Raw genomic sequence first — 24473 nt, 5'->3', positions numbered from 1 at the left:
GGCCCGCGCTCCCAGGGTCAGCGGGGGGTGGGGCCGGTGGAGCGGCGGATGGCCAGGTGGGAGGGGAGGACGACCTGGTCGCGGGCCGGGCGGACGCCGTCGCGGTCGCGCATGGCCAGGAGCATGTCGACGGCGGTGCGGCCGGACTCCTCGAACTGGCCGGCGAGGGTGGTCAGCGGCGGAGAGCAGAAGTCCGCGCCGAAGATGTCGTCATAGCCGACGACGCTGATGTCCTCGGGCACGGCCACGCCCCGTTCGGCGCAGCGGCGCAGGACGCCGATGGCGAGCAGGTCGTTGTGCGCGACGGCGGCCGTGGCGCCCGTCCCGAGTGCGGCGTCGGCGGCGGCGGCGCCACCGGCCACGGTGGGGGGAAAGGGCCCGATGCGCCGGGCGGAGATGCCGTGCCGTCCGGCGGCGGCCGCCAGGGACTCCCAGCGGCGTGCGCCCAGCCAGGAGCGGGGCGGTCCGCCGAGGAAGACGATCGAGCGGTGGCCGAGCGAGGCGAGGTGTTCGACGATCTGGCGGGTGCCCTCGGCGTGGTCGACGATGACGCTGTGCACGCCGGCGACCTGCCGGCTGACCAGGGTGAGGCGGTGCCCGGCCGAGAGCTTCGTGATCTCCTCGTCGGACATGCGGCTCGCCGCGATGACGAACCCGTCGACGGACGGCCCGAGCCGTTCGATGTTGCGCGCCTCGACCTCGGGTGACTCCTCGGTGTCGCCGACGATGAGCGTGCAGCCCGCGGCGCGCGCCTGGTGCTCGGCGCCGCGGATGACGCCGAAGAAGTGGGGGTTGGTGATGTCGGAGACGAACAGTGCGAGGGTGTCGGTCCGGCCGGACGGCAGCGCCCTGGCCAGCGTGTTCGTGCGGTAGCCGAGCCGGGCCGCGACCTCGGCGACGCGGGCGGCGGTCGCCGCGTTGACGCGTCCGGGGTTGGACATCGCACGCGACACCGTGGAGGGCGACACCCCCGCCTCCTGCGCCACGTGGTAGATCGTCGGCCGCCCGCTGCCCGCTCGTCCCTCTGCCACTCGCCCACCCTCCGCTCGGCCCGCGCCGGCCTCAGTTTCCCATGATGGAAAGTTTTGGCAACCGCTTGCCATGGCTCGACCACTGATTTTAGGGTCAACGGCACATTCAAGAAATGTGGCGGGGGTCACAGCGGCCACCGCCACCCGTGCGCGAAGAACGGAACACATGCGGGCAATCGTCCTGACGGAACCCCGGCGCACCGAGGTCGTCGACTCCTGGGCGGAGCCGGACCCCGGACCCCACGACGTGGTCGTCGCGATGAGCGCGGTCGGCCTGTGCGGATCGGACCTCGCCGTCCACGACGGCACCCGTCCCACGCCCGCCCTGCCCTGGGTGCCGGGCCACGAGGGCGGCGGACGCATCGTCGCCGTGGGCCCGGCCGTCCACGACCGGCATGTCGGACAGCATGTGGTGGTCGAGCCCAACTACTGCTGCTTCTCCTGCTCCCCGTGCCTGCGCGGCCTCACCTCCGGCTGCGAGCGCAGGCTCAGTCCCGGCATCACGGTCCCCGGACTGCTCGCCGAACGGGTCGCCGTCCCCGCGCGGTTCGCCTGGCCGCTGCCGTCCCCGGTAGGCGCGGAGACCATGGCGTGCGTCGAGCCGTTCGCGGTCGCCCGGTCGGCGGTGCGGCGCGCCGGTGTGGGCCCCGGTACCGAGTGCCTGGTCGTCGGCGCCGGGTCACAGGGCCTCCTCACCTGCCTGTCGCTCCTGGAGGCCGGAGCCGGCGTGTTCGTCACCGACCCCCGGGCCGACCGGGTCGCGTTCGCCGAGCGGATCGGGGCCCGGTCCGTCGCGCCCGACGACGAACGTCATTTCCCGTTCGTCTTCGACACCGCCGGAGTCCCCGCCGCCTGGGAGACGTCCGCCCACAAGGTCGCGACCGGCGGGACCGTCATGGTGATCGGCATGAGCAGTGAGCCGGTCGGGCTGTCGACGATGGAGCTGACGCGGCGGCAGCTCCAGGTGCGCGGCACCCTCATCTACGACCACCCGGACGACTTCGCCGCGACCGTCGCGGCGGTCGCCGGCGCGGCTGCCCGGCTGGCCGGGCTGCTGCGGCCGGGCCTGCCCCCGCGGCAGGCCGAGCGTGCCTTCGCCGAGGCCCGGACGGAGCCCGGCAAGTCCTGGATCGACCTGTCCGACTGGGGGGAGGACCACCGATGACCCCTGCCACCACCGTGCCCCCGGGCCGCCGGCCCGGCCGCGTCCTTCGGGCGCTGTCCCTGGCCGAGGCGATCACCGGCAGCGTCCTGCTGGCGGTGATCGGCGTCCTGATGCTGCTCCAGGCCGCGCAGCGCTATCTGCCCGCCGGCGGCTGGGTCTGGACCGGTGAACTCGCGCGGTTCAGCTTCGTCTGGCTCACCTTCGCGATGTCGGGCTACCTCGCGGCACGCGACAGCCACATCACCTTGAAACTGGTCGACATCGTGGCCGGGCCCCGGCTGCTGCGCATCGTCCGCGCCGCCGCCAACATCACCGTCGCGATCGTCTGCCTCAACCTCCTCTACGAGGCGTGGGTCCTGGTCACGGCCGGCGACTCACAGGCCTCGCCCGCGCTCGGCATGCCGATGCGCTTGTTCTACGCCATTCCGCTCGCCGGACTGCTCCTCACCACCGTCCGCTCGATCGTCGCCGTCTTCCGGCCGGAACCCGAGGCGGACGACACCGACGAGACGGACGCGACCGCCGAAGGCGGCCAGAGCGGTCCCGACAACCGAGAGGACCAGCAGCCGACATGAGCATGGTGCTACTCGGCGCGGCCATCGCCGCCCTCCTGCTGTTGCGCGTCCCCGTCGCGTTCGCGCTGCTCGGCCCGTGCCTCACCTACGTCTCCCTGGAGGGCTACTCGGCGGGGCTGAGCGTCCGGCAGGCCACCGAGGCGGTCAACAGCTTCCCCCTGCTGGCCGTCCCGCTGTTCATCCTCCTCGGCGTCGTCGCCAACCACGCCGGCATCGCCGACCGGCTGTTCGAGTTCGCGCTCGCCGCCGTCGGACGGGTCAGGGGCAGCCTCGGCTACGTCAACATCGGCGTGAGCCTCGGGTTCTCCTGGATGAGCGGTTCGGCGCTCGCCGACGCCGCCGGCCTCGGCAAGGTCGAGGTCCCCGCGATGGTCCGCAACGGCTACACGCCGCGGTTCGCCGTCGGCATCAGCGCCTCCTCCAGCCTGATCGGGCCGGTCATGCCGCCGAGCATCCCCGCGGTCGTCTACGCCGGCATCGCCGGAGTCTCGACCGGGGCGCTGTTCGCCGCCTCGGTCACCCCCGCGTTCCTCATGGCCGCGGGCCTGGCCGTCATGGTCTACGTCCTGGTGCGCCGCCGGAGCGATCTGCGCGGCGACCCCTTCTCCTGGGCGACGCTGCGCCGCACGGGCCTGCGCGTCCTCGGCCCGCTGGGCGCCCCGGTGATCATCTTGGGCGGCATCCTCGGCGGGGTGTTCACCCCGACCGAGGCCGCGGCGGTGGGGGCCGCCTACGTTCTCGTCCTCGGCGCCGCCTACCGCCGCATCACCTGGCGGGACCTGTTCGGCATCGCCCGGGAGACCGCCGCGACCACGGCGTCGATCACCCTGATCGTCGGCGCGTCCGGGCTGCTCGCCTGGATCCTCGCCCGGGAGCGGATCCCCCAGCGGGTCTCCGAGGCGATGCTCGGGCTCACCGACAACCCCCTCGTCTTCCTGCTGCTGGTCAACGCTCTGATGATCCTGCTGGGCGCCATCCTGGAGGGCATCTCGGTCCTGGTGATCACGGTCCCGATCCTGCTGCCGATCGCCGCCGAGTTCGGCGTCGACCCGATGCACTTCGGCGTGATCATCATCATGAACCTGATGATCGGCCTGCTCACACCGCCGATCGGCGCGGTGCTGTACGTCATGAGCCCCGTCGCGCGGATGCCGGTCCACGAGGTCTTCCGCGGGACCCTTCCGTTCCTGCTCCCGCTCCTGGCCGTGCTGATGCTGGTGACCTTCGTCCCCGGGATCGTCACCTTCCTGCCCCGGCTGCTCGGCCTGTAGCGACCCGGGCCGGCACCACCCACGACCCGACACCCCCCACCCCGTGAGGAGCAAGGCAGATGCCGAGAACACCCCACAAGACGCTGCTGGCCCTGACCGCCACGGCCGTCCTGGCGACCGGCTGCAGCGCGATGAACAGCGGCGACGGCGGAGGAACCGTCACCCTGTCCTTCGCCAACAGCTACACCGACAACCATCCGCACACCCGCTGCGGCATCAAGGCCGTCGCCGACGCGGTCAACGGCCAGGACATCGGCGTCAAGGTCGAGACGTTCCCCAACAGCCAGCTCGGCAACGACGACACGCGCTTCACCTCCGTCAGGTCCGGCGACCTCGACATGGACGTGCAGGGCTCGTCCGCGCTGGCCGGGAGCTACGCCCCCATCGGCGTCCTGGACATGGCCTACGCGTTCAACGGGCCGGACCACCTGTTCACCTTCTTCGACGGGCAGGAGGGCACCGGCCTGAAGGCGGAGTTCGCCAAGGCGACCGGCGCCCGCGTGCTGGACGTCTGGTACTTCGGGATGCGGCACTTCACCGCCAACAAGCCGATCCGCAAGCCCGAGGACCTCAAGGGCCTGCGCATGCGGTTCCCCGACTCCAAGATCTACCTGGAGAACGCCAAGGCGGTCGGCGCCACCCCCACCGCCGTCGCGTTCGAGGAGCTGTACCTCAGCCTCCAGCGCAAGACCATCGACGGGCAGGAGAACCCGATCCCGACGATCGCGGAGAAGAGCCTGGACGAGGTCCAGACCCATGTCAGCCTGACCGGACACCAGACCGGCTCCCAGCTCATCGTCATCAACGAGGAAAGCTGGAAGAAGCTCGGTCCCGAGCAGCAGAAGGCCCTCCAGAAGGCCGTCTCGGACACCCGCGCCGCCAACCGGAAGTGCATCGAGCAGGACGAGGCGAAGATCCTCGCCGAGTGGAAGGGCAAGGGCGAGCCCGCGATCGTCGAGGACGTCGACCGCAACGCGTTCGCCACGAAGGCCAGGGCGTACTTCGGCGCGAACCTCGAAGGCGAGCAGGCCGGGCTGTTCAAGACGATCCGCTCCACCGCCCCCTGACCGGCGAACCGGGCCCTGCGCGGGAATGGAGGGAAGGACCATGCGACGGTCGATCGCGACGGTGTGCCTGTCGGGCACGCTCGAAGACAAGCTGAGCGCGGCCGCGGCCGCCGGATTCGACGGCGTCGAGATCTTCGAGAACGACCTCCTCGCCTGCCCGCTCAGCCCCGAGCAGGTCGCCGAACGCTGCGCCGGCCTCGGCCTGACCGTCGAGCTCTACCAGCCGTTCCGCGACTTCGAGGCCGTCCCGGAGGAGTTGCACCGGCGCAACCTGCGCAGGGCCGGGCACAAGTTCGCGCTGGCGCGGCGCCTCGGCGCCGGCACCGTCCTGGTGTGCTCGTCGGTCGCGTCCGAGGCCGTCGACGACGACGCCCTCGCCGCCCGGCACCTGCGCGCCCTCGCCGAGGTCGCCGCCGACCACGGGGTCCGGGTCGCCTACGAGGCGCTGGCCTGGGGGAGGTTCGTCCGGACGTGGGAGCGTTCGGCGGACCTCGTCCTGCGGGCCGACCATCCCGCGCTGGGGCTGTGCCTCGACAGTTTCCACGTGCTGTCACGCGGCGGCGACATCACGGGCATTACGGAGTTCCCCGCCGAGAAGCTCTTCTTCCTCCAGCTCGCCGACGCCCCGCACCTGCGCATGGACGTGCTCCAGTGGAGCCGCCACCACCGGCTCTTCCCGGGGCAGGGCGCCTTCGACCTCGTCGGCTTCACCTCGCGGGTGCTCGCGGCCGGCTACCCCGGCCCGCTGTCGCTGGAGGTCTTCAACGACGTGTTCCGGCAGGCACCCCCCGGCCGCGCGGCCGTGGACGCGATGCGTTCGCTGATCGTGCTGGAGGAGGGACTCGTCCGCCGCGACCCCGCGGCGGCCGCCCGCCGGGGCCTGCCCGCGCCGGTCCCGGCGGCGTCCGCGCCCGAAGGTTTCGCCTTCGTGGAACTGGCGGCCGACGCCGAGTCCGGCACCGAGATGGCCAGGACCCTCGCCGCCACCGGTTTCGCGCACATCGGGCAGCACCGGTCCAAACCGGTACAGCTCTGGCAGCAGGGCGACGCCCGGGTCCTGCTCAACACCACCGGCACGGCCCGGGCCGCGATCGGCGCGTTCGCCGTCGAGACCGGCGATCCCGGACGCTCGGCCCGGCGCGCCACCGCGCTGCTGGCCCCCGCCCTGCCGCGGACCCGCGGTGCGGCGGAGGCCGACCTGACCTCGGTGGCCGCCCCCGACGGCACCGCCGTCTTCTTCTGCCGGACCGGCGCCCCGGACGGCTGGCTCGGCGACTTCATCCTCTCCGGCATGCCGGGACCGGCCGAGGCCGGCATCACCGCCATCGACCACCTCGCCCTGTCGCAGCCCTTCGACGCGTTCGACGAGGCGACCCTCTTCTACCGCTCGCTGTTCGGTCTCGCGCCCGAGCACGACGCCGAACTCGCCGCGCCCTTCGGGCTCGTCCGCAGCCGGGCCGTCACCGACCCCGGCCGCAGGCTGCGCCTCCTGCTCGACGGGACCGTGCTGCGCCGCGGCTCCTGGGCTCCGGCCGTCCCCGACCCCCAGCACGTGGCCTTCCGCACCGACGACATCTTCCGCACCGCACAGGTCCTGCGCGGCCGTGGCGCCCCGCTGCTGGACGTCCCCGGCAACTATTACGACGACCTGGACGCCCGCCTCGCACCCGACCCGGCCCTGCTCACCGCCCTGCGCGAGCACGGCGTCTTCTACGACCGGGACGGCGACGCCGAGTACTTCCACCTCTGCACGGAGATCCTGGGGTCGCGGGTCTTCCTCGAATTCGTCCAGCGCTCCTCCGGCCATACCGGCTACGGCACCGCCAACGCACCCGTCCGCATGGCCGCCCACCGCGCCGCCCACACCCGAAAGCGCGCGGCCCGGAGCCCGTGACGCCGGGGACCGCGACCAGGGACCGCGACCAGGGGCCGCGACCATGGGCCGTGATCAGATCCAGCCCTCTTCCCAGGCGCGGTGCGCGGCGGCATGCCGCGAGTTCGCACCCAGTTTCGCCATGGCCGACGACAGGTAATTGCGGACCGTGCCGGGAGCGAGGTGCACCTCGGCGGCGATCTCGCTGACCGGCGCTCCCGTCCGGGACGCGCGCAGCACCTCCAACTCCCGCCCGGAGAGCGGGCAGTCGCTCTCGGTCAGCGCGGACGCGGCGATGTCGGGGTCGACGTAGCGGCGGCCCGCGGCGACGTCCCGGACGATCTCGGCGAGCCGGGAAGCGGGCGTCGTCTTCGGCACGAACCCCTGGACCCCGGCGGCCAGCGCGCGGCGCAGCACCCCCGGCCGGGCGTGCCGGGTGACGAGGATGATCCGGGTCGGCAGCTCGGCGCGGATGAGCCCGGCGGCGTGCAGCCCGTCCGCCGGCGGCATCTCCAGGTCGAGCACCGCGATGTCGGGACGGTGTAGGCGGGCCAGCTCGACGGCGTCGGTCCCGGTCGCCGCCTCCGCGACCACGGTCAGGTCGTCCTCCAGCTCCAGAAGGGCCGCGAGCGCGCCGCGCAGCAGGTCCTCGTCGTCGGCGATCAGCAGCCGGATCATCGGTCGCCCGCCTCCGCGTGCAGCGGCAGCGAGCCGGTCAGCTCGAACCACTCGCCGTCGTGTTCCCAGGTCAGCCTGCCGCCGACCTGTTCCAGCCGGTCGGCGAGGGTGCGCAGGCCGGTGCCGGTTCCCGTTCCGGGCGTGTCCACCGCCCCATCGTTGCGCACCCGCAGCCGGGCCGTGCCGTCCGCCACCCGGTAGCCGATCGCGGCGCCGCGCGCCCGGCTGTGCCGCAGCATGTTCGTGGTCGCCTCCCGCATCACCAGTCCCAGCAGGTGCCGGCAGGCGTCCGGCAGCTCGCCTGCCCCCGGGTCGTGTCCCGGTTCCACGCGGGTCTCGATGCCGGCGGCCGACAGCACCTTGGCCGCGTTGGCGAGTTCCTCGTCCAGTGTGGTGCGCCGGTACCCCTGCACCACGGCCCGGGTGTCGCTCAGCGCGTCGACGGCCAGCTGATGCACCTCCGTCATCTGTTCCGCGGCCCGCGCCGCGTCGGTGCCGGCGAGCCGCGCGGCCAGCTCGCTCTTGAGCGCGATGACCTGCAGGTGATGGCCCTGGATGTCGTGCAGGTCGGCGGCGAAGCGCAGCCGCTCGTCCTTGACGGCCAGCTCCGCGGCCATTCGGCGGCCCTGGTTCAGCCGGTCGGCGACGTCCCACGCCCACAGTGCCCCGAGCGTCGTCCACGCCGTGAAGGCGACCATCCCGGCCGGGAATCCCGTCGCGAACCGCCACCCGTCGCCGGTGGCGCCGCCCGCCAGCCCGCCGATCGCCGCGGCGGCGACGATCCCGGCGGCGATGAGGAGCCGCCGCCGCTCCGGCGGCAGGAACGTCGCGGTGACCGACACCATCACCGCCGGCGCCAGCGACCACAGCCGCTGGCCGGGCAGCGCCAGCGGAATCACCGCGAGCGGCACCGCGGCCGCCCACCCGGCGGTGAGCCACGCCACCGGCGGCCGGGGCAGTTCGGAGTCCCCGCCCCCCTCCGCATCGGTGGACGGCAGCCGCCGGCCGAACAACACGACCATCGCCACGATCAGGAGGAGCAGTGCCGCCGCGGCCGAGGCACGCCCCGGGACGCTCAGCTCGGGATGCGTGATCCAGTCCTCGGCGAACATGACCACGAAGATCGCGAACGTCGCGGTCAGGCTCCACCGGACGTGCCTGCGGAAACGCTCAAGGCCCGGCTCGCGACCCACCGCGGCCCCGTCCGGGCGGCGCACACCGGATCCGGGCGGCGCATGACGAATGTCATCGGATCCCATGACGATTTCCTGCTCTCCCGTGCGGTTCCGGCACTGACGGCTGTTCCGGGCGTCCACCAGGCTTGGACGCGAAGATACCCAACCCCCGTATAGAAGGGACCCGGTCATGACGACACCCACCACCGGTCGCCCGCAGGCGATCGCCTGGCGGCACCTCCTCCGCCACTACCTGGAAATGATCGCAGCGATGTTCGTCGGGATGGCCGTCCTCGGCATCGCCGTGCGGGGCGCCCTGGCCCTCACCGGGCTGGAGTTCCCCGGCGGCGACGAGTGGGCCTCCGTGGAGATGGCCGCCGAGATGTCCGTCGGAATGGTCGTGTGGATGCGCTACCGCGGCCACGGCTGGGCGAGCTCCCTGGAGATGACGGCCGCCATGTTCGCGCCGCTCGCCCTGCTGTTCCCGCTGCTGTGGTTGAGCGTGATCGCGGGCGGCTCGCTGATGCTTCTGGAACACGTCCTGATGCTGCCTGCGATGTTCCTGCTCATGCTCCGCCGCCGCACCGAGTACGGGAGCGCGGCCCATGTCTGAGCTCGGCACCGCCGCGCCCGGTGCGGAAGCGCGGCCCACGTCAAGAATCGGCACCGCCGCCCGGTATCTCTGGCCGACGGCCCTCGCCGTCGCGATGAGCGCCGCCACCTGGGGCGGCGGCGGCGACACCGGCGAGCAGGTCACGTCCCTCGCGCAGGCGTTCATACTGCTGCCCCTGCTTTACCTGCTGGTCGCGAAGTTCCATTGGCGCCGGGGGACGTGGGCGGTGCTCGCCGTCCTCCTCGTCGCCTTCACCGCCTTGGAGGCGGTGGACGTCGTCGACCCGGCCGGGGTCGCCGCGGCCGTGGCCCTGGCCGTCCTCGTCTGGGGCGCCGCCGACGGGCGCCTGTTCCGGTCGGGTGAGCTCCAGGCACAGGCACTCGCCATGATCGGCTTCGGCGCCGTGGCGCTGGCCGGCCTGATCATCGACCCGGAGGCGGGCCGCTACGTCGTGGCGGCCGGCTGGTTCCTGCACGGCATCTGGGACCTCGTCCACCTCAGGCTCGACAAGGTCGTGCTCCGCTCGTACGCCCTATGGTGCGCCGTGATCGACGTCCTCATCGCCGCCCAACTCATCCTCTTCGTGTGACACCGGCCAAGGTCACCGCAGGCGGAGGCGGTACCACTGCGGTGAGGTCCTGTTCATCGGCCAGCCCAGCCCCTTGGTGTCCGCGGGCTGGACGTCGAGCAGTTCCCAGTCCGGGAACGCGGCCTCGACCTCCGCCTGGGACACCCCGCCCACCCGGGCGCGCAGCCGGGTGCGGCCGAAGGCGAGCATGAGCAGCGTCGAGCCGGGGTTGGCCAGCGCGGAGACGCCCCGCCCCTCGGCCCGCTGCTGCTCGGCGTCGAAACCCTGGAAGCAGCCGACGTCGAGGAAGAAGTCGAACGTCCCGAGGCCGGCCGGCGGCAGGTTCGTCACGTCCCCCACGACATAGGTGACGCCCTCCACCGCCTGGCGTCCGGCCGCTTCGATCGCGGCCGGCACGTAGTCGACGCCGACCGCCTCCCAGCCTCTGCGTCCGAGTTCGGGGGTGAACTGGCCGCGACCGCAGCCGAGGTCGAGGGCCCGGCCGAGCGGGCGGGGCCGCTCGGTCTCCTCGCGGTCGAGCAGCGCGGCGATACTCGCCGCCGCGGCTTTTCCGTAGCGCTCCCAGGGGGTGACGCCGAAGCGATACATGCGGGCGTAGTTCGTCACGTTTCCGACCGTCTCATGGTGGAACCCAGCGCCCGCACCGGGGTCGGCGAACCGGCGGAGGACCCCGCGCAACGTGTGATGCGGGTCAGGTGCTTGCGCAGGCGATGCAGGTACGGGCGGCCGGCCGTGCGGCCAGGCGTTCCTCCCCGACCGGGCCGCCGCAGCGTTCGCAGATGCCGTAGGTACCGTCACCGAGGCGGCGGAGCGCGTCGTCAAGGTCGGCAAGATGCGCGCGGGACCGGCTCAGCGACGCCTGGATCCGGGCGCGTTCGAAGGCGATGGTGGCGCCTTCCGGGTCGTGCTCGTCATCCACCCCGGTCTGCGCCGACGCCTCGACGATGCCGTCCCAGTCGCCGCTCAGCGATGCCACGAGTTCCACGGTGGCGGCGCGATCCGCGATCAGGCGTTCCTCCGCTATGGTCACCTGACTGTCAACGCCCGCCGCGCCGCACGCGATTCCGATGCCGGTCAGAGCGGGTACTGCGGGGGCTCGCCGCGCATGGTGATCCAGCGGTCTCGGTGAACGCCTCGATGTTCGCCGTGGCGCCGCCGAAGCGGCACCCGTGCCGGAGATCGCCCGGCCGGGCACCCCGGCCGCCTCGTAGCACTCCTCGGCCGCGACGTGCAGCGCGAAACCCGGCGATGCCGGGGACCGCTCCGACCTCGCGGATGTTCCAGCCGCTGATCTCCTCGGCGTGCTGCCGCACAGGTCGAACGGGCCACCCCCTGGCCTCTCCTCGCCACCATTCCCGCCTGATCCGCGAACCGCCCGGCGCGCGCGGGGCCGGCGGCCGGCTCAGGTGGAGTCACGCACGATGAGCTCGGTCGGGAAGATCACCGGCTCGGCCTGATGGTCGACCCCGGTGAGCAGCATCCGGACGATGGCCTTGGCGACCTCGGCGATGGGCTGGCGGACGGTGGTCAGCGGCGGATCGGTGTACCGGGCGGCGTCGATGTCGTCGAAGCCGACGACGGCGACGTCGTCAGGGACGCGACGGCCCGCCTTCCGCAGCGCGTGCAGCGCTCCGGTCGCCATCAGGTCGCTCGCGGCGAACACCGCGTCGAGACCCGGGTCGTCCTCCAGGAGCTGGTCCATCGCGGCCGCCCCCGACTCACGGGTGAAGTCCCCTATGGCGGCCAGGGACCGGCGGCCGGTTCCGGAGAGGAGCTCGCGGTAGCCGGCCAGCCGGTCCAGCCCCGCGGACATGTCGAGCGGGCCGGTGATGGTGGCGATGCGCCGCCGCCCCTTCGCCAGGAGGTGTTCCACCGCGGTCCGTGCGCCCGCGACGTTGTCGACGTCGCAGTACGGCGGCTTGGCCGTGGACACAGGCCGCCCGTGCGACACCACGGGTACGCCCGTCCGCAGGAGAGCCGCGGGCAGGGGATCCGCGCCGTGCTGGGAGAGCAGGATGACCCCGTCCACATGGCGGCCCGTGACGTACCGCTCGACCCTCGCCTGGCCCGCCGGCGAGGAGGGGATCATGAGGACGACCTGTTTGTCGGCGGCCTCCAGTTCCTGGCTCACGGTACGGACGACCAGAGAGAAGAAGGGGTCGTCGGAGAACACGCGGGCGAGCGGCTCGGAGACGACCAGCCCGATCGATCCGGTGCGCTGGGTCACCAGGCTGCGGGCCGCCGAGTTGGGGATGTAACCGAGTTCCTCGACGGCGCGCAGGACGACCGCGCGGATCCGGGGGTTCACGGTGTCCGAGCCGTTGACCACACGCGACACCGTGGCCCGGGAGACCCCGGCCCTGGCCGCCACGGCCTCCAGCGTGGGACGTTTCATGCCGCCTCCCCACCGGGTCAACGTGCGCATGTGCCAAGAGAGCGATTTCTTTAATGATCCTCCAATTGACGGCGAAACGCCATGTTCGCTGCTAGATGCACCATTGCGTGCGCGGGGCTGTGAGAGAGCGCTCTCTTGCCTATTGACGGACCGTTCCGGGCGGGTGACATTGACCCCACCAGAGGGCAGGCACCCCGCGCCTGCTCCACCCCCACTCTGGGGGCCCCCCGCCATGACCTCACCGAGACATCCCCGGCTCTGGCGCAGGTCCGTTCTCGCCGTCCTCGCCGCCGCGCTTCCGGTGGCGATCGCCACCGCCGTGACGCCGCCGCCGGCCGGCGCGTCCGTTCCGCCGCCCCCGGAGGGCTGGAGCCAGGTCTGGAGCGACGACTTCGACGGTTCGGCCGGCTCGCTCCCCTCGTCCGCGAACTGGATCATCGATACCGGTCACGGCTACCCCGGAGGCCCGGGCAACTGGGGCACGGGGGAGATCCAGAACTACACCGCCGACCCCGCCAACGTCAGCCTGGACGGCAGCGGCAACCTGCGGATCACCCCGCTCAGGACCGCGTCGGGCGGGTGGACGTCGGCCCGCATCGAGACGCGCCGCGCCGACTTCAAGCCCGCCGACGGACGCGTCCTGCGCATCGAGGGACGGATCCAGATGCCCGACGTCACCGGCGCCCCGGCCCTGGGCTACTGGCCCGCGTTCTGGGCCCTGGGCTCCCCCTACCGGGGCAACTACTGGAACTGGCCGTCGATCGGCGAGTTCGACATCATGGAGAACGTCAACGGGATCAACTCGGTCTGGGCCGTCCTGCACTGCGGCGTAAGCTCCGGCGGCCCGTGCAACGAGACGACCGGGCTCGGCGCCAGTCGCGCCTGCCCCGGCACGTCCTGCCAGGCGGGCATGCACACCTACCGCTTCGAGTGGGACCGCAGCGTCAGCCCCAACCAGCTGCGCTGGTACGTGGACGGCCAGCCGTTCCACAGCATCAGCCAGAACCAGCTCGACGCCACCACGTGGGCGAACATGACCGGGCACGGCGGCTACTTCCTGCTGCTCAACGTGGCCATGGGCGGCGCGTTCCCCAACGGCGTCGCCGGGCACGCCACCCCCACCGCGGACACCGTCTCCGGACGCCCCATGGTCGTCGACTACGTCGCGGTCTGGCAGAGCGGCGACTCCAGCACCCCGCCCCCGACGGGCGGCGAGGTCGACGCTCGCTCCACCATCCAGGCGGAGAGCCGTCAGGCCCAGTCGGGCACGCAGCTCGAAACCACCACCGACACCGGAGGCGGCCAGAACGTCAGCCACATCGACAACGGCAACTGGCTTCGCTACGACGACGTCGACTTCGGCGGCACCCCGGCCACGCAGTTCCGGGCCAGGGTCGCCTCGGGTGCGCCGGCCGGGGTCAGCGGCCTGGTGCAGGTGCGGCTGGACAGCCCGACCGGCCAGGTGATCGGCGAGTTCGCCGTAGCGAACACCGGCGGCTGGCAGAACTGGCGGACGGTACCCGCCAACATCGCGGGCGTGACCGGCGCCCACACCGTCTACATCACCTTCAGCAGCGGCCAACCGGCCGACTTCGTCAACCTCAACTGGTTCACCTTCGCCGACTGACCGGCCGTCCGCGCCCGCACCTGGCCGGCAGGTGCGGGCGCGGGCGTGTCCGACCGGTGGTGGCTCGCACGGGGAACCCGTTTCAATCGCCGCCGGCGGGCTCTTGCAGAGGGCGCATCCTTGGCGGATCATGCGGGCAGCCGAGGAATGTCGGGGGCATGATCCACCGGGAGGTGCCCCATGACCGAGACCCCCGAGCCGATGGGCGGGGTTCCCGAGGACGGGCCGGCGGAGGCCGCCGTGGCCGGGACGTACAAGCTGGGGGTGAGCCGCCCCGACCTGCCGGTCACCGATCTGCCCACCCCCGAGGAGGTCTTCGGCGTCCGCCGGATCGGTCCCAAGGAGCTGGTCAAGTACGCGCTCGGCCCGAGCCTGATCGCGCTGGGCATCTCCATCGGCAGCGGTGAGTGGCTGCTGGGCCCGCAGGCGGTCGGCCAGTTCGGGTTCGAGGGCGTCGGCTGGATCATCCTGGTCTCCGCGCTGCTGCAGACCCTCTACAACATCGAGTGCTCGCGGTACGTGGTCGCGACCGGTGAGGTGCCGGTGGTGGGCTGGGGACGCGTCCCGCCCGGCTGGTTCCTGTGGGTGCCGGCATCGGTGTTCCTCATCCTCTTCGCGTTCATCGCCGGCGGCTGGGCGGCCTCGGCGGGGGAGGGGCTGTACGCCCTCGTCCACGCCGAAACCGCGCCCGAAGGCGCCGAGGAACCGCGGATCTGGGCGATCGCGCTGCTGGTGGTGGTGTTCCTGATGGCCGCCGCGGCCCGCCGGGTCTCCCGGACGCTGGAGCTGGTCAACTGGGTGCTGATCGGCGCGATCCTGTTCACGCTGCTGCTGCTGTGCGTCTTCCTGGTGCCGCCCGGAATCTGGTGGGACGGCATCACCGGCTTCGTCACCCCCGCGGCGCCGCCGGAGGGCATCACCGCCACCCAGATCGGAGGGCTGGCCGGGTTCACCGCGCTGGCGTCCGGGCTGAACTGGTACGTGATGGGCCACTACCGGGACAAGGGCTACGGCATGGGCCACCGGGCCGGGTTCATCGCGGGCCTGCGGGGCCGGCGCGTCGAGGTCCTGCCCAGCGGCGTGACCTTCCCCGACGACGAGAAGAACCGGGGGCTGTGGAAGCGCTGGTACCGGCTGCTGCTCACCGACATGTGGGCGATCTTCTTCGCCGGCGCGATCATCGGCATGCTGCTGCCGACCCTCCTGATGGCCCACGCGGTCGAGATCTCCGGCCAGGAGGTCACCCAGGAGAACGTGCCGACCTTCGTGGCCGCCGCGCTGGACGCCGAGTACGGCCGCTGGCTGTTCTACATCGCGCTGATCGTGGGCGTGCTGGTGCTGTTCACCACCCAGCTCGGCATCTTCGAGGCGATGGTGCGCGTCACCACCGACGCCGCGCACGCCACCAGCCCCAGGCTGCGCGTGCTGCTGGAAGGCGACCCGCGGCGCTTCTACTACCCGTTCATGCTGCTGCTACTGGTGATCATCGGGGTCATCCTGCACTTCGCGCTGCCGGTCAGCCTGGTGCAGTGGTCGGCGAACATGTCCAACCTGGGTGCGCTGATCTTCCCGTTCATGCTCATCTACCTCAACAGCAGGCTGCCCCGGCCGGCCCGGCCCCGCCCGTGGCACTACGTCATCCTGGTGTTGAACTTCCTGTTCTTCGGGTTCTTCTTCATCAACTTCATCGCCGACTTCATCGGCGACCCGCTCGTCACCTTCTGATCACGTGATTCGCCGGCCCCGGCGCGCCGACATCGTCATCGAGCGAGACGGGTCGCGTCGGCCGGCCATGCGCCCGTAGCGGTGGCGACGCCCGCCACCCGCACGGCGGAGACGAACGCAGGTGAGCCGCGCGCCGTCCCCCGCTGATCAGGTGTCCGCGGCGGGGAAGGCGGCCTGGACGACGAGACCGCCGTCCTGGCGCGGGACCGCGCTGAGGGTTCCGCCGTGCGCGATCGCGATCGCGTGGGCGATGGACAGGCCGAGCCCGTGGTGCCCGTCGCCGCGCGCGGACCGGTCCAGCCGCTGGAACGGTTCGAGCAGCCGGGCCACCTGCTCGGGCGGGACGACCGGCCCGGTGTTGCTCACGCTGACCACGGCCTGCCCGTCCCGCGTTCCGGTCGCCACGTCGACGCTCCCTCCGGGCACGTTGTACCGCATGGCGTTGTCGACGAGGTTGGCCACGAGGCGCTCGACCAGGGCGGGATCGCCCGCGGTCGCGGCGGGTGCGATCCGCGGGTACAGGCGTGGCCCGCCCGCGGGTGGCTCCGGCCCGCCCGCGGGTGTCTCCGGCCGGGTCGCCAGCACCTGCTCGGTGAGCGCGGCGAGGTCCACCGGGACGCGGCCGTCCAGCCCCCGCTCGCTGATCGCCAGCGTGAGCAGGGACTCCAGCAGGTTCCCCTGCTGATCGCTGATCGTCAGGATCCGCTCGAAGGTCGCGCGGAACGCCTCAAGGGTCGGCCGGCGTTCGGTGAGCGTCTCCTCCAGCAGTGCGCGTTCGAGCGTGAGCGGGGTGCGGAGTTCGTGCGCGGCGTTGGCGACGAAGCGCTTCTGCGCGTCGAGCGCCGTCTCCAGGCGTCCGAGCAGGCCGTCCACGGTGTCGGCGAGGTCCTTGAGCTCGTCGCGGGGGCCGGTGAGGGCCAGCCGCTCGTGCACGTTGCGCGCCGAGATGTGCTGCACGGTGGTGGTCATCGTGCGCAGCGGGCGCAGTACCCGTCCCGCGACGAACCAGCCGAGCAACAGGGAGACCACCAGCATGATCGCCAGTGCGATCCCGGCCTGGACGAGGAACTCCTGCGCCTGCGTCTGGGTCTGCTGCTCCCTCCATGCGCGCACCGAATCGGCCGACTCGAGGGGCGTGCCGGGCAGCCGGAACGCACAGTCCTCCGCCGCCTTGTCGAAGCACGGCACTCTCACCTTGAAGACCGCGTTCCTCTGGACGAGCAGGAACGTGATCGCCAGCAGGACCGCGCCGGAGACGGTGAACAACGTCCCGTACAGCAGCGTGAGGCGCATCCGGACCGTCCGCGGCACCTTGCGCATGAGCGGCCTCATATCCGGTAACCGCTCTGCGGGACGGTCTCGATCACCGGCGGGGATCCCAGCTTGGCCCGGAGGCGGTTGATCGTCGCCTTGACCGTCGTGGTGAACGGGTCCGCCGCCTCGTCCCAGACGCGTTCCAGCAGTTCCTCGGCGGAGACGACGCGTCCCCCCGCGGCGAGCAGGTACTCCAGCACCGCCAGCTCCTTCGGGCTCAGCGCCAGGCGCAGCCCCGAGCGGGTGACGACCCGCTGGGCCGGGTCGAGCCGCAGGTCGCCGTGCTCCAGGATCGGCGGCAGCGCCGGCTGCGCCCGCCGCCCCAGGGCGCGGATCCGCGCGACGAGTTCGGCGTACGCGAACGGCTTCGGCAGGTAGTCGTCGGCGCCCAGGCTGAGCCCCTCGACCCGGTCGGCGATCGTGCCCGACGCGGTGAGCATCAGGACCCGGGTCCGGCGGGACGGCGCGGCCACCAGCGCGCGGCAGACGTCGTCGCCGTGCACCCCGGGAAGGTCGCGGTCCAGCACGACCACGTCGTAGTCGGTCAGCGCCGTGCGGTCGAGCGCGGCCTGGCCGTCGAGGGCGACGTCCACCGCCATCCCCTCGCGGTGCAGGACGCGGACCACGGAATCCGCCAACTCCGCGTGATCTTCGGCCACCAGCACTCTCATCACCGATCAGACTCCCCGATCCGCGGTCACAGCCGGGTCACAGCCTCGCGCACCGCCATGTGACCGCCCCCTCCCTAGAAATGACCTCGCAAGCGATATCCGTCGGAAGGGGAACGATGAACAGGGCTTCTGTGTTGCTGGCCGCCTCCGCCGCCGTCCTCGCCGTGGCCGGCGCCGGATGCGGCGGCTCCGGCGACTCGAAGACCGGCTCGTCCGGCGCGAACTCGTCCGGCGCGAAGGCGAGCGCCACGGCGGACCAGGGGATCAAGCACGCGCAGTGCATGCGTGAGAACGGCCTCCCGGGCTACCCCGACCCCGGCCAGACCCCGGGCGCGAACTTCCCGGGGCGCGACTCCGCGGCGTTCCGGAAGGCGCGGCGGGCGTGCCAGTCGCTGGAGCCGCCCCAGCTTCAGCCCGGTACGCCGGAGAACGCCGAGCTCCAGCGGAAGATGCTGAAGTGGACCCAGTGCATGCGGGAGAACGGCGTCCCGAACTTCCCTGACCCGCAGAACGGGCGCATCCAGGTGGAACGGGGCACCATCGACAACAAGTCACCGCAGTTCCGGAGGGCCGTGGAGGCCTGCCGCCCTCTCGAAGCCGGTGGTGCCAAGGGCACCGGCGGCTGAGGCGGGGACTCGATGAACCTCAGAGTGACCGAACGGGACGTGGAGACGCGGGACGCGCCCGCCCGGCTCCGGCCGCGGCGCAGCCGCCGCAGAATGATCGGCGGCGGTGCCGTGCTCGCGGTCGTGGCCGCGGTCGGTGCGGCGGTCGCCGTGCCGGGCTCGTCCGGTGACGGCGGCGCGGCCGAGACGACGGCCGGCGGCGGCACGTCGCTCGTGGCGGTCCAGAAGGGCCCGCTCTCCTCGCAGGTCGGCCAGACCGGGACGCTCTCGTACGCGGGCGGCGCCGGCGGGGCCCCGTACCCGGTGGTCAACCAGGCGAAGGGGACCTACACCTGGGTGCCGGTGGCGGGCGCCCAGATCGGCTGCGGCGAGACGCTCTACAAGGTCGACCAGGAGCCGGTGATCCTGATCTGCGGGAGCACGCCCGCGTACCGGGACCTGGCCGTGGGCGATGACGGCAAGGACGTCCGGGCGCTGAACAAGACCCTGGTGGACGGGGGCCACGCCGGCCGATCCGGACCCGATCCCGATTCCGGCCACTTCGGATGGGCGACCGCGGCGGCCCTGGAGAAACTCCAGGACGAGCGCGGCGCCGACGTGACCGGCAGGCTGGACCTCGGCCAGGCGGTGTTCCTGCCCGGCCCGCTGCGGATCAGCAAGGTGACGGCCGGGAACGGCACGGGCGCGGCCCGGGGCCGTCCGATCATGGAGGCGTCGTCGGACCGCCGCGAGGTGGTCGTGAACCTCGATCCCTCCCAGCAGTCGGACGTCGAGAAGGGCGATCCGGCGCAGATCACGCTGCCGGACAACCGGACCACGCCGGGCGTGGTCAGCCGGATCGGCGCGGTCGCGGCGCCCTCCGGCAAGGACGACTCCGACACGCAGCCCGCGACGCTCCCGGTCCACATCACGCTCAAGCGCCCGAAGGACGCCGGGACGCTCGACCAGGCGCCGGTCCAGGTGCAGATCACCACGGACGGCGTCAAGGACGCGCTCAGCGTGCCGGTGACCGCGCTCGTCGGCCGGGCCGGCGGGGGATACGAAGTCGAGGTCGCGGCGGGGGACGGCCGGACCCGCTTCGTGGCGGTCACGCTCGGATTGTTCGACCACGCCAACGGGCGGGTCCAGGTCTCTGGCGCCCTGTCGGCCGGCGACCGAGTGGTGGTGCCGTCGACATGAACGGGACGAGTCGTTCAGGGGCACGGCCCCCGGACCCCGGGAGCGCACCGAATGTCATCGAACTGGAGCGGGTGACCAAGACGTACGGTTCGGAGCCTCCCGTCCACGCGCTGCGCGGGGTGAGCTTCACCGTCCGCCGCGGGGAACTGGTCTCGATCGCCGGCCCGTCGGGGTCGGGCAAGTCCACGCTGCTGCACATCCTCGGCACCCTCGACCGGCCCAGCGAGGGCACGGTGCGGATCGACGGGGAGGACGTCGCGACGCTCACCGACCGCCGGCTCGCCGCCCTCCGGGCACGCAGCATCGGCTTCGTCTTCCAGCAGTTCTTCCTGTCCGAGCACGCCACCGTCCTGGAGAACGTCGCCGACGGCCTGCTGTACGGCGGCGCGGGACGGGCCGAGCGGCGTGAGCGCGCCGCCGAGGCGCTCAGCCGGGTCGGGCTGGAGGACCGGGCGGGCTTCCGTCCGGGCACGCTCTCGGGCGGCCAGCGCCAGCGCGTGGCGATCGCCCGCGCCCTGGTCGGCCGCCCGGCCATCGTGCTCGCCGACGAGCCGACGGGAAACCTCGACAGCCGGACGGGCGCGGCCATCATCGAGCTGCTGCACGAGCTCAACGCCGGCGGGGCGACCATCCTCATGATCACGCACGACGGCGGGCTGGCGGCCCGGATGCCCCGCCGGCTGCACGTCCTCGACGGGCGGATCGTCGCCGGCGACCCGGCGCGTTCGATGGAGGGCGTATGAGGCTGTCCGACCAGATGCGCGTGGCCGGCGCCGGGATCCGGGCGCGCCTCCTGCGGGCCGCCCTGTCCGCGCTCGGGATAGCGATCGGGACCGCGGCGATCGTCGCGGTGCTCGGCCTGTCCGCGTCGTCCCAGGCGGGGCTCCTCGCCCAGATCGACGAGCTGGGCACGAACCTCCTGACCGCCAACACCGGCACATCCGTCACCGGTGGGACGGCGCGGCTTCCGGTCGCCGCGCCGCAGCGGATCTCCCACCTGCCCGATGTCGAGGACGTGGCGCACGTCGGTGTCATCGACGACGCGAACGTGTACCGCAGCCCGCTGATCCCGGCGATCAACACCAACGCCCTGAAGGTGGAGGCGGCCAGCCTCAACCTCCCCGACGTGGTCGGAACCGGCGTGGCGCAGGGCCGCTGGCTGAACACGGCGACCGAGTGCCGGCCGGTCACGGTGCTCGGCGCGCTCGCCGCGGAGCGCCTCGGGATCGACCGCGTCCATCCGGGGCAGCGGATCTGGCTGAAGAACCAGTGGTTCTACGTCGCGGGCATCCTCAAGCCCGCGGCGCTGTCGACCGACATCGACACCAGCGCCCTGATCGGCTATCCGGCCGCGGAGCGCTACCTCGGCTACACGGCCGTCGACAAGGGCGAGCCGGTGGCCGGACCCCCGACGACGGTGTACGTGCGGGCCCGTACCGACAAGGTGAACTCGGTGCAGGGGGTGCTCGCGCAGACCGCGAACCCGGAGTCACCCGGCGACGTCGACGTCAGCCAGCCGTCCGACGCGCTCACGGCGCGAGCCGCCGCGGAGGGCGCGTTCAACAGCCTGTTCCTCGGGCTCGGGCTGGTGGCGCTGATCGTGGGCGCGATCGGGGTCGCGAACATCATGATCATCTCGGTGCTGGAACGGCGCTCGGAGATCGGGCTGCGCCGGGCGCTCGGTGCGACCCGGGGCCATATCCGCACCCAGTTCCTGTCCGAGGCGGTCATGCTCGCGCTGCTCGGCGGGGTGGCCGGAGTCGCCGCCGGAGCGCTGGCCACCGCGGTCTACGCGAACACGAAGGGCTGGGCGGTGGTCATCCCGGCCCAGGCGTGGGCCGGGGGGATCGGCGCCGCGATCGTGATCGGCGCGATCGCCGGCCTGCTGCCGGCCCTGCGAGCGGCCCGCCTCTCACCCACCGAGGCGCTGCGGACTCTGTGAGCGTCCACCACCGCCGGCACGCATGGAACTGCCGCGGAAAACGATGATGAAAAGGAGAAGGCCATGACGACTGACGGACAATGGGACCGGCGTTCGGTGCTTCGGAGTGCGGCCGTGGTGGCCGGCGCCGCCGCGGCGGTGCCGCTGCTCGGCGAGGCGGCCGCCGCGCGGACCGGCACCGATGACGCGGACGCGCTGTTCAAGGCCGGAAGGTTCGAGGAGGCCGGCCGCGCCTACGAGAAAGTCCTGAAGCACAACCCCGAAGACCTGCATGCGGCCCGCCGGCGCGGCTATGTCGGGCTGCTGAGCAACAGGTTCCCCGAGGCCGAGAAGTATCTGACCATGGCCCTCGGACTGGCGCCCGGCGACAAGGACACCAACCGGCTCATGGCCGACTGCCACCTCCGGCAGGACCGGCTCTCCCTCTCCGCTCCCCACTGGAAAGCGGCCGGCAATGACGTCTTCGCCACCTGGTTCAGCGCGGTCCGCGGCGAGCCGTACCAGGTCCACGGCGACATCGCGCGACTGCCGTTCCGGCAGCTGGACCCGTCACCGCTGGTCGAGGGCTCGGCCAACGGCGGACCGCCCAAGCCCTACCTGCCCTACACCGGCGCCCCATGGCTGGGCCTTTCCATGGAAACGGCCGAGGAAGCCGGGCTGACCCATGTGGCCAAGCAGCAGATCGACTTCCTGGACGGCAAGGCATGGCAGTACTTCGGGGTGCTGGACTCCTTCAGGCTGGACGGCATCGACCTGCGCAACGTCCCCGTCGTGTGGTCGGAGACCGACCAGGCGTCGCCCGGAGGGGCCGACGGCGGCCTGATCGGCACGTGGGTCCTCTACCACCTGCTGACGACCTTCGACTATGCGGGCCGGTCGCTGATCCTGCGCCGCCGCACCCCCGAAGCGTCCCGCAGGGCACGCGCCGACGCCGCGCGGGCAGGCGCCGAGCCCCTGCCGCTGTGGCTGGCCCGTGAGCACATGACGCACAGCACGGGAAGCGTCGCCGGCTCCGGCGACCGGGTGGTGGGCCTGGCCATCGGCGGAACCAGCGAGAACACCGTGGTCATGTCCGAGGAGACGGCCAAGCGGCTGGGGGTCCGCATCGACTACGACCGCCCGCTGGAGACCTTCGCCCACAGCCACCCGGTCGTCACCTACCCCTGCTACCCGGAGGAGAGCCGCCTCGGCGGCGCCTCCGCCCAGGGCGCCTACAGCCTGGTGAACCCCGGCCAGGCGCCCGCCCGCAACGGATTCGACGTCCTGGCCACGTTCTTCCACTCCTTCTACAAGCCGTACAACATCACCCTCGACTTCGCCGCAATGAACGTCTACATCGCGCGCGGCAAGGCCGCCTGACCACCCGCGCCCGCACGGCTCGGAGCAGGAGATGGGAGAAGAACGGCCGGGTGCGCAAGTTCACGGTGCGCCACACCGGCGGCCGGCCAAAGGGATCACCGCTGTGCCGCCTCTCCCGTCCTGCGAGGCCTGCCCCGGCCGGGGCGCGGGGCGGACGGAGACCAGTGGATCACGCCGTCCTTCTGGTCGCGGGGGTGGCGGCCCGGTCGTTGCGGGGCTCGTCCGGCAGAAGCCGCCAGGCGTGCAGCGCCATGAGGTAGTCCAGTGCGTGCGCGGGGTTGTACAGCTCGGGGCCTAACAGGTCGTTGAGCTGGCGGATGCGGTTGCGGACGGTCTGCGGGTGGGTCTGCAGGCGGGCGGCCGTGCTGTTGCCGTTGAAGCCGCACTCGAAGTAGGCGAGCAGCGTGTCAGCGAGCCGTTCCCGCTGGGCGGGGCGCAGCCGCCGGAGCGGAGCGAGTTTCCGGTCTGCGAGGCTGCGGGCCAGTTCCGGGTTCTGGAGGAGCAGCAGTGTCGGGACGTGCTCACTCAGGTGCACCGGCGTCCGGGTGCGCAGCGTCGCGGACGGGAGCAGTTCCAGGCAACGGTGGGCCAGCCGCAGCGACAGGGCGGTGCGGGTGATTTCGACCGTTGGGCCGACGACCGACGGGTGGTCGCCGAGCATCGACTGCAGCACCGCGCGCCGGCCCGGTCCCGCCGGGTCCGGGAAGATCAGGCACGGGACGTCCAGGTGCAGCCCGCTGAGTACGTCGGCGGGCAGGAACCCGGGCGGTGCGCTCGGCCTGCGGCGGTCCACGGCGATCGCCGCGACCGTCTGGGGCAGCGGCCAGTTCGCGTGCGCGGCGGCGTCCTTGAGCGCGTGCGGCTCGGGAGACGGGTGCAGCAGCAGTTCGACGAGGCGGCGCCGTTCCGGCCCGGCCGGGCCGGTGTCCCGCTTCTCCGCCGCGAGTCGTCCGGCGGCGGCGGCCTGGTGGAGCCTGTCGGTGTAGGTCAGGCCGAGCCGGACGAGCGTCCCGCCGCGCCGGGGGGTGAGGGCGGTGCGGTACCGGACGGTCTCCGCGGCGAGGCGCTCGGCGACGGCGCCGGTCGCCGCCGACAGCGCCGCCCGCAGATCTTCGGGGCTGCGGCCGTCCTCCGCCTCGGTCTCGCCGAGCCGCCGGAAGAGGCCGAGTACCTGCGGCGGGGGCTCGTCGGGCGGGCCCGCCGGGTTCAGGAAAGCGTTGATCGCGGCGGTGATGGCCTCGCGCAGCAGGTCACGGTCGTCCGGCCGGCGGCCCCATGCGTAGGCGAGGACCTGGGCGCGCGCGGTGTCCGCCGCCTCCGCCGCGATGTCCGGGACCAGCCGCCGCAGCCGCCGCGTCATCTCCCGTTCGGTGATGCGAACGGACAGCGCCCGATCCGGTGATGCGGGCGCGGTCATCGGCAGGGCGTCTGCCGGCAGGTAGTCGGTGGGGGGCATGGCGTGGCCTTCCGTGCCGCCCGCGGTCTGGCCGGTCGGCGCGCTGGGGCCGGGCCGCGGGCGGCGGTTTGGGGTGGGTGGGGAAGGTGCCTGTGCGGGTGTGTGTGGGGGTTGGGGTCAGGGGTGTGGGGGTTTTGGTGTG

The 24473-nt window shown here is 72.5% G+C and carries 23 protein-coding genes; 14 read left to right on the top strand and 9 right to left on the bottom strand.

Translation table 11 applies throughout. The features are described 5' to 3' along the window. Nucleotides 1-17: 17 nt before the first annotated feature. Entirely contained in the window at nt 18-1031 is a 1014-nt protein-coding gene (locus ACGFK0_RS35005) for a LacI family DNA-binding transcriptional regulator (RefSeq protein ID WP_392912803.1), read from the bottom strand. A gap of 166 nt (nt 1032-1197) precedes the next feature. Between ACGFK0_RS35005 and ACGFK0_RS35000 the strand changes: the two genes are divergently transcribed. The 5 genes from ACGFK0_RS35000 to ACGFK0_RS34980 are packed head-to-tail and all read left to right on the top strand — an operon-like array spanning nt 1198 to nt 7003. Beyond that, entirely contained in the window at nt 1198-2196 is a 999-nt protein-coding gene (locus tag ACGFK0_RS35000) for a zinc-binding dehydrogenase (protein WP_392912802.1), read from the top strand. Next, complete coding sequence (locus ACGFK0_RS34995) at nt 2193-2771, top strand: TRAP transporter small permease (RefSeq protein WP_392912801.1); 579 nt, start codon at nt 2193-2195, stop codon at nt 2769-2771. Before ACGFK0_RS35000 ends, ACGFK0_RS34995 begins: the two co-directional genes overlap by 4 nt. Beyond that, on the top strand, nt 2768-4042 hold the full coding sequence (locus tag ACGFK0_RS34990; protein WP_392912800.1) for a TRAP transporter large permease: 1275 nt from the start codon (nt 2768-2770) through the stop codon (nt 4040-4042). The genes ACGFK0_RS34995 and ACGFK0_RS34990 overlap by 4 nt, the downstream gene beginning before the upstream one ends. A gap of 59 nt (nt 4043-4101) precedes the next feature. Next, the gene (locus ACGFK0_RS34985; protein ID WP_392912799.1) at nt 4102-5109 is read left to right on the top strand and encodes a DctP family TRAP transporter solute-binding subunit; all 1008 of its coding nucleotides are present in this window, start codon (nt 4102-4104) and stop codon (nt 5107-5109) included. 40 nt (nt 5110-5149) lie between these two features. Next, entirely contained in the window at nt 5150-7003 is a 1854-nt protein-coding gene (locus ACGFK0_RS34980) for a bifunctional sugar phosphate isomerase/epimerase/4-hydroxyphenylpyruvate dioxygenase family protein (RefSeq protein ID WP_392912798.1), read from the top strand. 54 nt (nt 7004-7057) lie between these two features. Here the strand turns inward: ACGFK0_RS34980 and ACGFK0_RS34975 are convergent, their stop codons facing one another. Together ACGFK0_RS34975 and ACGFK0_RS34970 are read right to left on the bottom strand one after the other, a co-directional pair. Then, the gene (locus ACGFK0_RS34975) at nt 7058-7660 is read right to left on the bottom strand and encodes a DNA-binding response regulator (protein ID WP_392912797.1); all 603 of its coding nucleotides are present in this window, start codon (nt 7658-7660) and stop codon (nt 7058-7060) included. Continuing rightward, nucleotides 7657-8919 (bottom strand): sensor histidine kinase, encoded by a 1263-nt coding sequence (locus ACGFK0_RS34970; protein WP_392912795.1) that lies wholly within the window; start codon nt 8917-8919, stop codon nt 7657-7659. Before ACGFK0_RS34970 ends, ACGFK0_RS34975 begins: the two co-directional genes overlap by 4 nt. Before the next feature lie 106 nt (nt 8920-9025). On the opposite strand from ACGFK0_RS34970, the gene ACGFK0_RS34965 reads away from it, so the two are divergent. Together ACGFK0_RS34965 and ACGFK0_RS34960 are read left to right on the top strand one after the other, a co-directional pair. Then, nucleotides 9026-9448, top strand: a complete 423-nt coding sequence (locus tag ACGFK0_RS34965) for a hypothetical protein (protein ID WP_392912794.1) — start codon at nt 9026-9028, stop codon at nt 9446-9448. Next, on the top strand, nt 9441-10037 hold the full coding sequence (locus ACGFK0_RS34960) for a hypothetical protein (RefSeq protein ID WP_392912792.1): 597 nt from the start codon (nt 9441-9443) through the stop codon (nt 10035-10037). Before ACGFK0_RS34965 ends, ACGFK0_RS34960 begins: the two co-directional genes overlap by 8 nt. Before the next feature lie 12 nt (nt 10038-10049). On the opposite strand, the gene ACGFK0_RS34955 is transcribed toward ACGFK0_RS34960, so the two are convergent. From ACGFK0_RS34955 to ACGFK0_RS34945, 3 genes are all read right to left on the bottom strand, one after another. Continuing rightward, nucleotides 10050-10625 carry a class I SAM-dependent methyltransferase gene (locus ACGFK0_RS34955; RefSeq protein ID WP_392912892.1) on the bottom strand — a complete coding sequence of 192 codons (576 nt, stop codon included), beginning with the start codon at nt 10623-10625 and terminating at the stop codon, nt 10050-10052. A gap of 103 nt (nt 10626-10728) precedes the next feature. Continuing rightward, a complete protein-coding gene (locus ACGFK0_RS34950; RefSeq protein WP_392912791.1) occupies nt 10729-11067 on the bottom strand; it encodes a TraR/DksA family transcriptional regulator in 339 nt (112 codons plus the stop codon). Between the two features lie 372 nt (nt 11068-11439). Then, the gene (locus ACGFK0_RS34945; RefSeq protein WP_392912789.1) at nt 11440-12432 is read right to left on the bottom strand and encodes a LacI family DNA-binding transcriptional regulator; all 993 of its coding nucleotides are present in this window, start codon (nt 12430-12432) and stop codon (nt 11440-11442) included. Between the two features lie 232 nt (nt 12433-12664). On the opposite strand from ACGFK0_RS34945, the gene ACGFK0_RS34940 reads away from it, so the two are divergent. Both ACGFK0_RS34940 and ACGFK0_RS34935 read left to right on the top strand, forming a co-directional pair. Next, nucleotides 12665-14059, top strand: a complete 1395-nt coding sequence (locus tag ACGFK0_RS34940) for a glycoside hydrolase family 16 protein (RefSeq protein WP_392912788.1) — start codon at nt 12665-12667, stop codon at nt 14057-14059. A gap of 180 nt (nt 14060-14239) precedes the next feature. After that, complete coding sequence (locus ACGFK0_RS34935; RefSeq protein ID WP_392912787.1) at nt 14240-15784, top strand: Nramp family divalent metal transporter; 1545 nt, start codon at nt 14240-14242, stop codon at nt 15782-15784. A gap of 147 nt (nt 15785-15931) precedes the next feature. On the opposite strand, the gene ACGFK0_RS34930 is transcribed toward ACGFK0_RS34935, so the two are convergent. Further along, on the bottom strand, nt 15932-17104 hold the full coding sequence (locus tag ACGFK0_RS34930) for a sensor histidine kinase (RefSeq protein WP_392912786.1): 1173 nt from the start codon (nt 17102-17104) through the stop codon (nt 15932-15934). 8 nt (nt 17105-17112) lie between these two features. Beyond that, nucleotides 17113-17769 carry a response regulator transcription factor gene (locus ACGFK0_RS34925; RefSeq protein WP_392912785.1) on the bottom strand — a complete coding sequence of 219 codons (657 nt, stop codon included), beginning with the start codon at nt 17767-17769 and terminating at the stop codon, nt 17113-17115. A gap of 116 nt (nt 17770-17885) precedes the next feature. On the opposite strand from ACGFK0_RS34925, the gene ACGFK0_RS34920 reads away from it, so the two are divergent. The 5 genes from ACGFK0_RS34920 to ACGFK0_RS34900 all read left to right on the top strand — a co-directional run bounded on the left by ACGFK0_RS34920 (nt 17886) and on the right by ACGFK0_RS34900 (nt 22875). Beyond that, nucleotides 17886-18395 (top strand): hypothetical protein, encoded by a 510-nt coding sequence (locus ACGFK0_RS34920; protein ID WP_392912784.1) that lies wholly within the window; start codon nt 17886-17888, stop codon nt 18393-18395. 12 nt (nt 18396-18407) lie between these two features. Further along, the gene (locus tag ACGFK0_RS34915; RefSeq protein ID WP_392912783.1) at nt 18408-19574 is read left to right on the top strand and encodes an efflux RND transporter periplasmic adaptor subunit; all 1167 of its coding nucleotides are present in this window, start codon (nt 18408-18410) and stop codon (nt 19572-19574) included. A gap of 71 nt (nt 19575-19645) precedes the next feature. Continuing rightward, nucleotides 19646-20317, top strand: a complete 672-nt coding sequence (locus tag ACGFK0_RS34910) for an ABC transporter ATP-binding protein (RefSeq protein ID WP_392912782.1) — start codon at nt 19646-19648, stop codon at nt 20315-20317. Next, complete coding sequence (locus ACGFK0_RS34905) at nt 20314-21516, top strand: ABC transporter permease (protein WP_392912781.1); 1203 nt, start codon at nt 20314-20316, stop codon at nt 21514-21516. The genes ACGFK0_RS34910 and ACGFK0_RS34905 overlap by 4 nt, the downstream gene beginning before the upstream one ends. A gap of 63 nt (nt 21517-21579) precedes the next feature. Continuing rightward, nucleotides 21580-22875: a tetratricopeptide repeat protein gene (locus ACGFK0_RS34900; RefSeq protein WP_392912780.1), complete on the top strand. Its 1296-nt coding sequence runs from the start codon at nt 21580-21582 to the stop codon at nt 22873-22875. A gap of 169 nt (nt 22876-23044) precedes the next feature. Here ACGFK0_RS34900 and ACGFK0_RS34895 read toward each other — a convergent pair whose 3' ends face one another. After that, nucleotides 23045-24331 carry a PucR family transcriptional regulator gene (locus tag ACGFK0_RS34895; RefSeq protein ID WP_392912779.1) on the bottom strand — a complete coding sequence of 429 codons (1287 nt, stop codon included), beginning with the start codon at nt 24329-24331 and terminating at the stop codon, nt 23045-23047. Between the last annotated feature and the right edge of the window lie 142 nt (nt 24332-24473).

The sequence above is a fragment of the Spirillospora sp. NPDC048823 genome, assembly GCF_043198445.1.
Classification (GTDB): Bacteria; Actinomycetota; Actinomycetes; order Streptosporangiales; family Streptosporangiaceae; genus Spirillospora.
This window is presented reverse-complemented; position numbering and strand designations above follow the sequence as displayed.

What these genes read in the sequence shown, in the direction of transcription:
- ACGFK0_RS35000 (WP_392912802.1), top strand. Translation starts at nt 1,198, where the DNA reads ATGCGGGCAATCGTCCTGACGGAACCCCGGCGCACCGAGGTCGTCGAC.
- ACGFK0_RS34965 (WP_392912794.1), top strand. Translation starts at nt 9,026, where the DNA reads ATGACGACACCCACCACCGGTCGCCCGCAGGCGATCGCCTGGCGGCAC.
- ACGFK0_RS34995 (WP_392912801.1), top strand. Translation starts at nt 2,193, where the DNA reads ATGACCCCTGCCACCACCGTGCCCCCGGGCCGCCGGCCCGGCCGCGTC.
- ACGFK0_RS34895 (WP_392912779.1), bottom strand. Translation starts at nt 24,331, where the DNA reads ATGCCCCCCACCGACTACCTGCCGGCAGACGCCCTGCCGATGACCGCG.
- ACGFK0_RS34900 (WP_392912780.1), top strand. Translation starts at nt 21,580, where the DNA reads ATGACGACTGACGGACAATGGGACCGGCGTTCGGTGCTTCGGAGTGCG.
- ACGFK0_RS34935 (WP_392912787.1), top strand. Translation starts at nt 14,240, where the DNA reads ATGACCGAGACCCCCGAGCCGATGGGCGGGGTTCCCGAGGACGGGCCG.
- ACGFK0_RS34915 (WP_392912783.1), top strand. Translation starts at nt 18,408, where the DNA reads ATGAACCTCAGAGTGACCGAACGGGACGTGGAGACGCGGGACGCGCCC.
- ACGFK0_RS34960 (WP_392912792.1), top strand. Translation starts at nt 9,441, where the DNA reads ATGTCTGAGCTCGGCACCGCCGCGCCCGGTGCGGAAGCGCGGCCCACG.
- ACGFK0_RS34945 (WP_392912789.1), bottom strand. Translation starts at nt 12,432, where the DNA reads ATGAAACGTCCCACGCTGGAGGCCGTGGCGGCCAGGGCCGGGGTCTCC.
- ACGFK0_RS34920 (WP_392912784.1), top strand. Translation starts at nt 17,886, where the DNA reads ATGAACAGGGCTTCTGTGTTGCTGGCCGCCTCCGCCGCCGTCCTCGCC.
- ACGFK0_RS34975 (WP_392912797.1), bottom strand. Translation starts at nt 7,660, where the DNA reads ATGATCCGGCTGCTGATCGCCGACGACGAGGACCTGCTGCGCGGCGCG.
- ACGFK0_RS34925 (WP_392912785.1), bottom strand. Translation starts at nt 17,769, where the DNA reads ATGAGAGTGCTGGTGGCCGAAGATCACGCGGAGTTGGCGGATTCCGTG.
- ACGFK0_RS34970 (WP_392912795.1), bottom strand. Translation starts at nt 8,919, where the DNA reads ATGGGATCCGATGACATTCGTCATGCGCCGCCCGGATCCGGTGTGCGC.
- ACGFK0_RS34980 (WP_392912798.1), top strand. Translation starts at nt 5,150, where the DNA reads ATGCGACGGTCGATCGCGACGGTGTGCCTGTCGGGCACGCTCGAAGAC.
- ACGFK0_RS34905 (WP_392912781.1), top strand. Translation starts at nt 20,314, where the DNA reads ATGAGGCTGTCCGACCAGATGCGCGTGGCCGGCGCCGGGATCCGGGCG.
- ACGFK0_RS34985 (WP_392912799.1), top strand. Translation starts at nt 4,102, where the DNA reads ATGCCGAGAACACCCCACAAGACGCTGCTGGCCCTGACCGCCACGGCC.
- ACGFK0_RS34940 (WP_392912788.1), top strand. Translation starts at nt 12,665, where the DNA reads ATGACCTCACCGAGACATCCCCGGCTCTGGCGCAGGTCCGTTCTCGCC.
- ACGFK0_RS34930 (WP_392912786.1), bottom strand. Translation starts at nt 17,104, where the DNA reads ATGCGCAAGGTGCCGCGGACGGTCCGGATGCGCCTCACGCTGCTGTAC.
- ACGFK0_RS34955 (WP_392912892.1), bottom strand. Translation starts at nt 10,625, where the DNA reads ATGTATCGCTTCGGCGTCACCCCCTGGGAGCGCTACGGAAAAGCCGCG.
- ACGFK0_RS34990 (WP_392912800.1), top strand. Translation starts at nt 2,768, where the DNA reads ATGAGCATGGTGCTACTCGGCGCGGCCATCGCCGCCCTCCTGCTGTTG.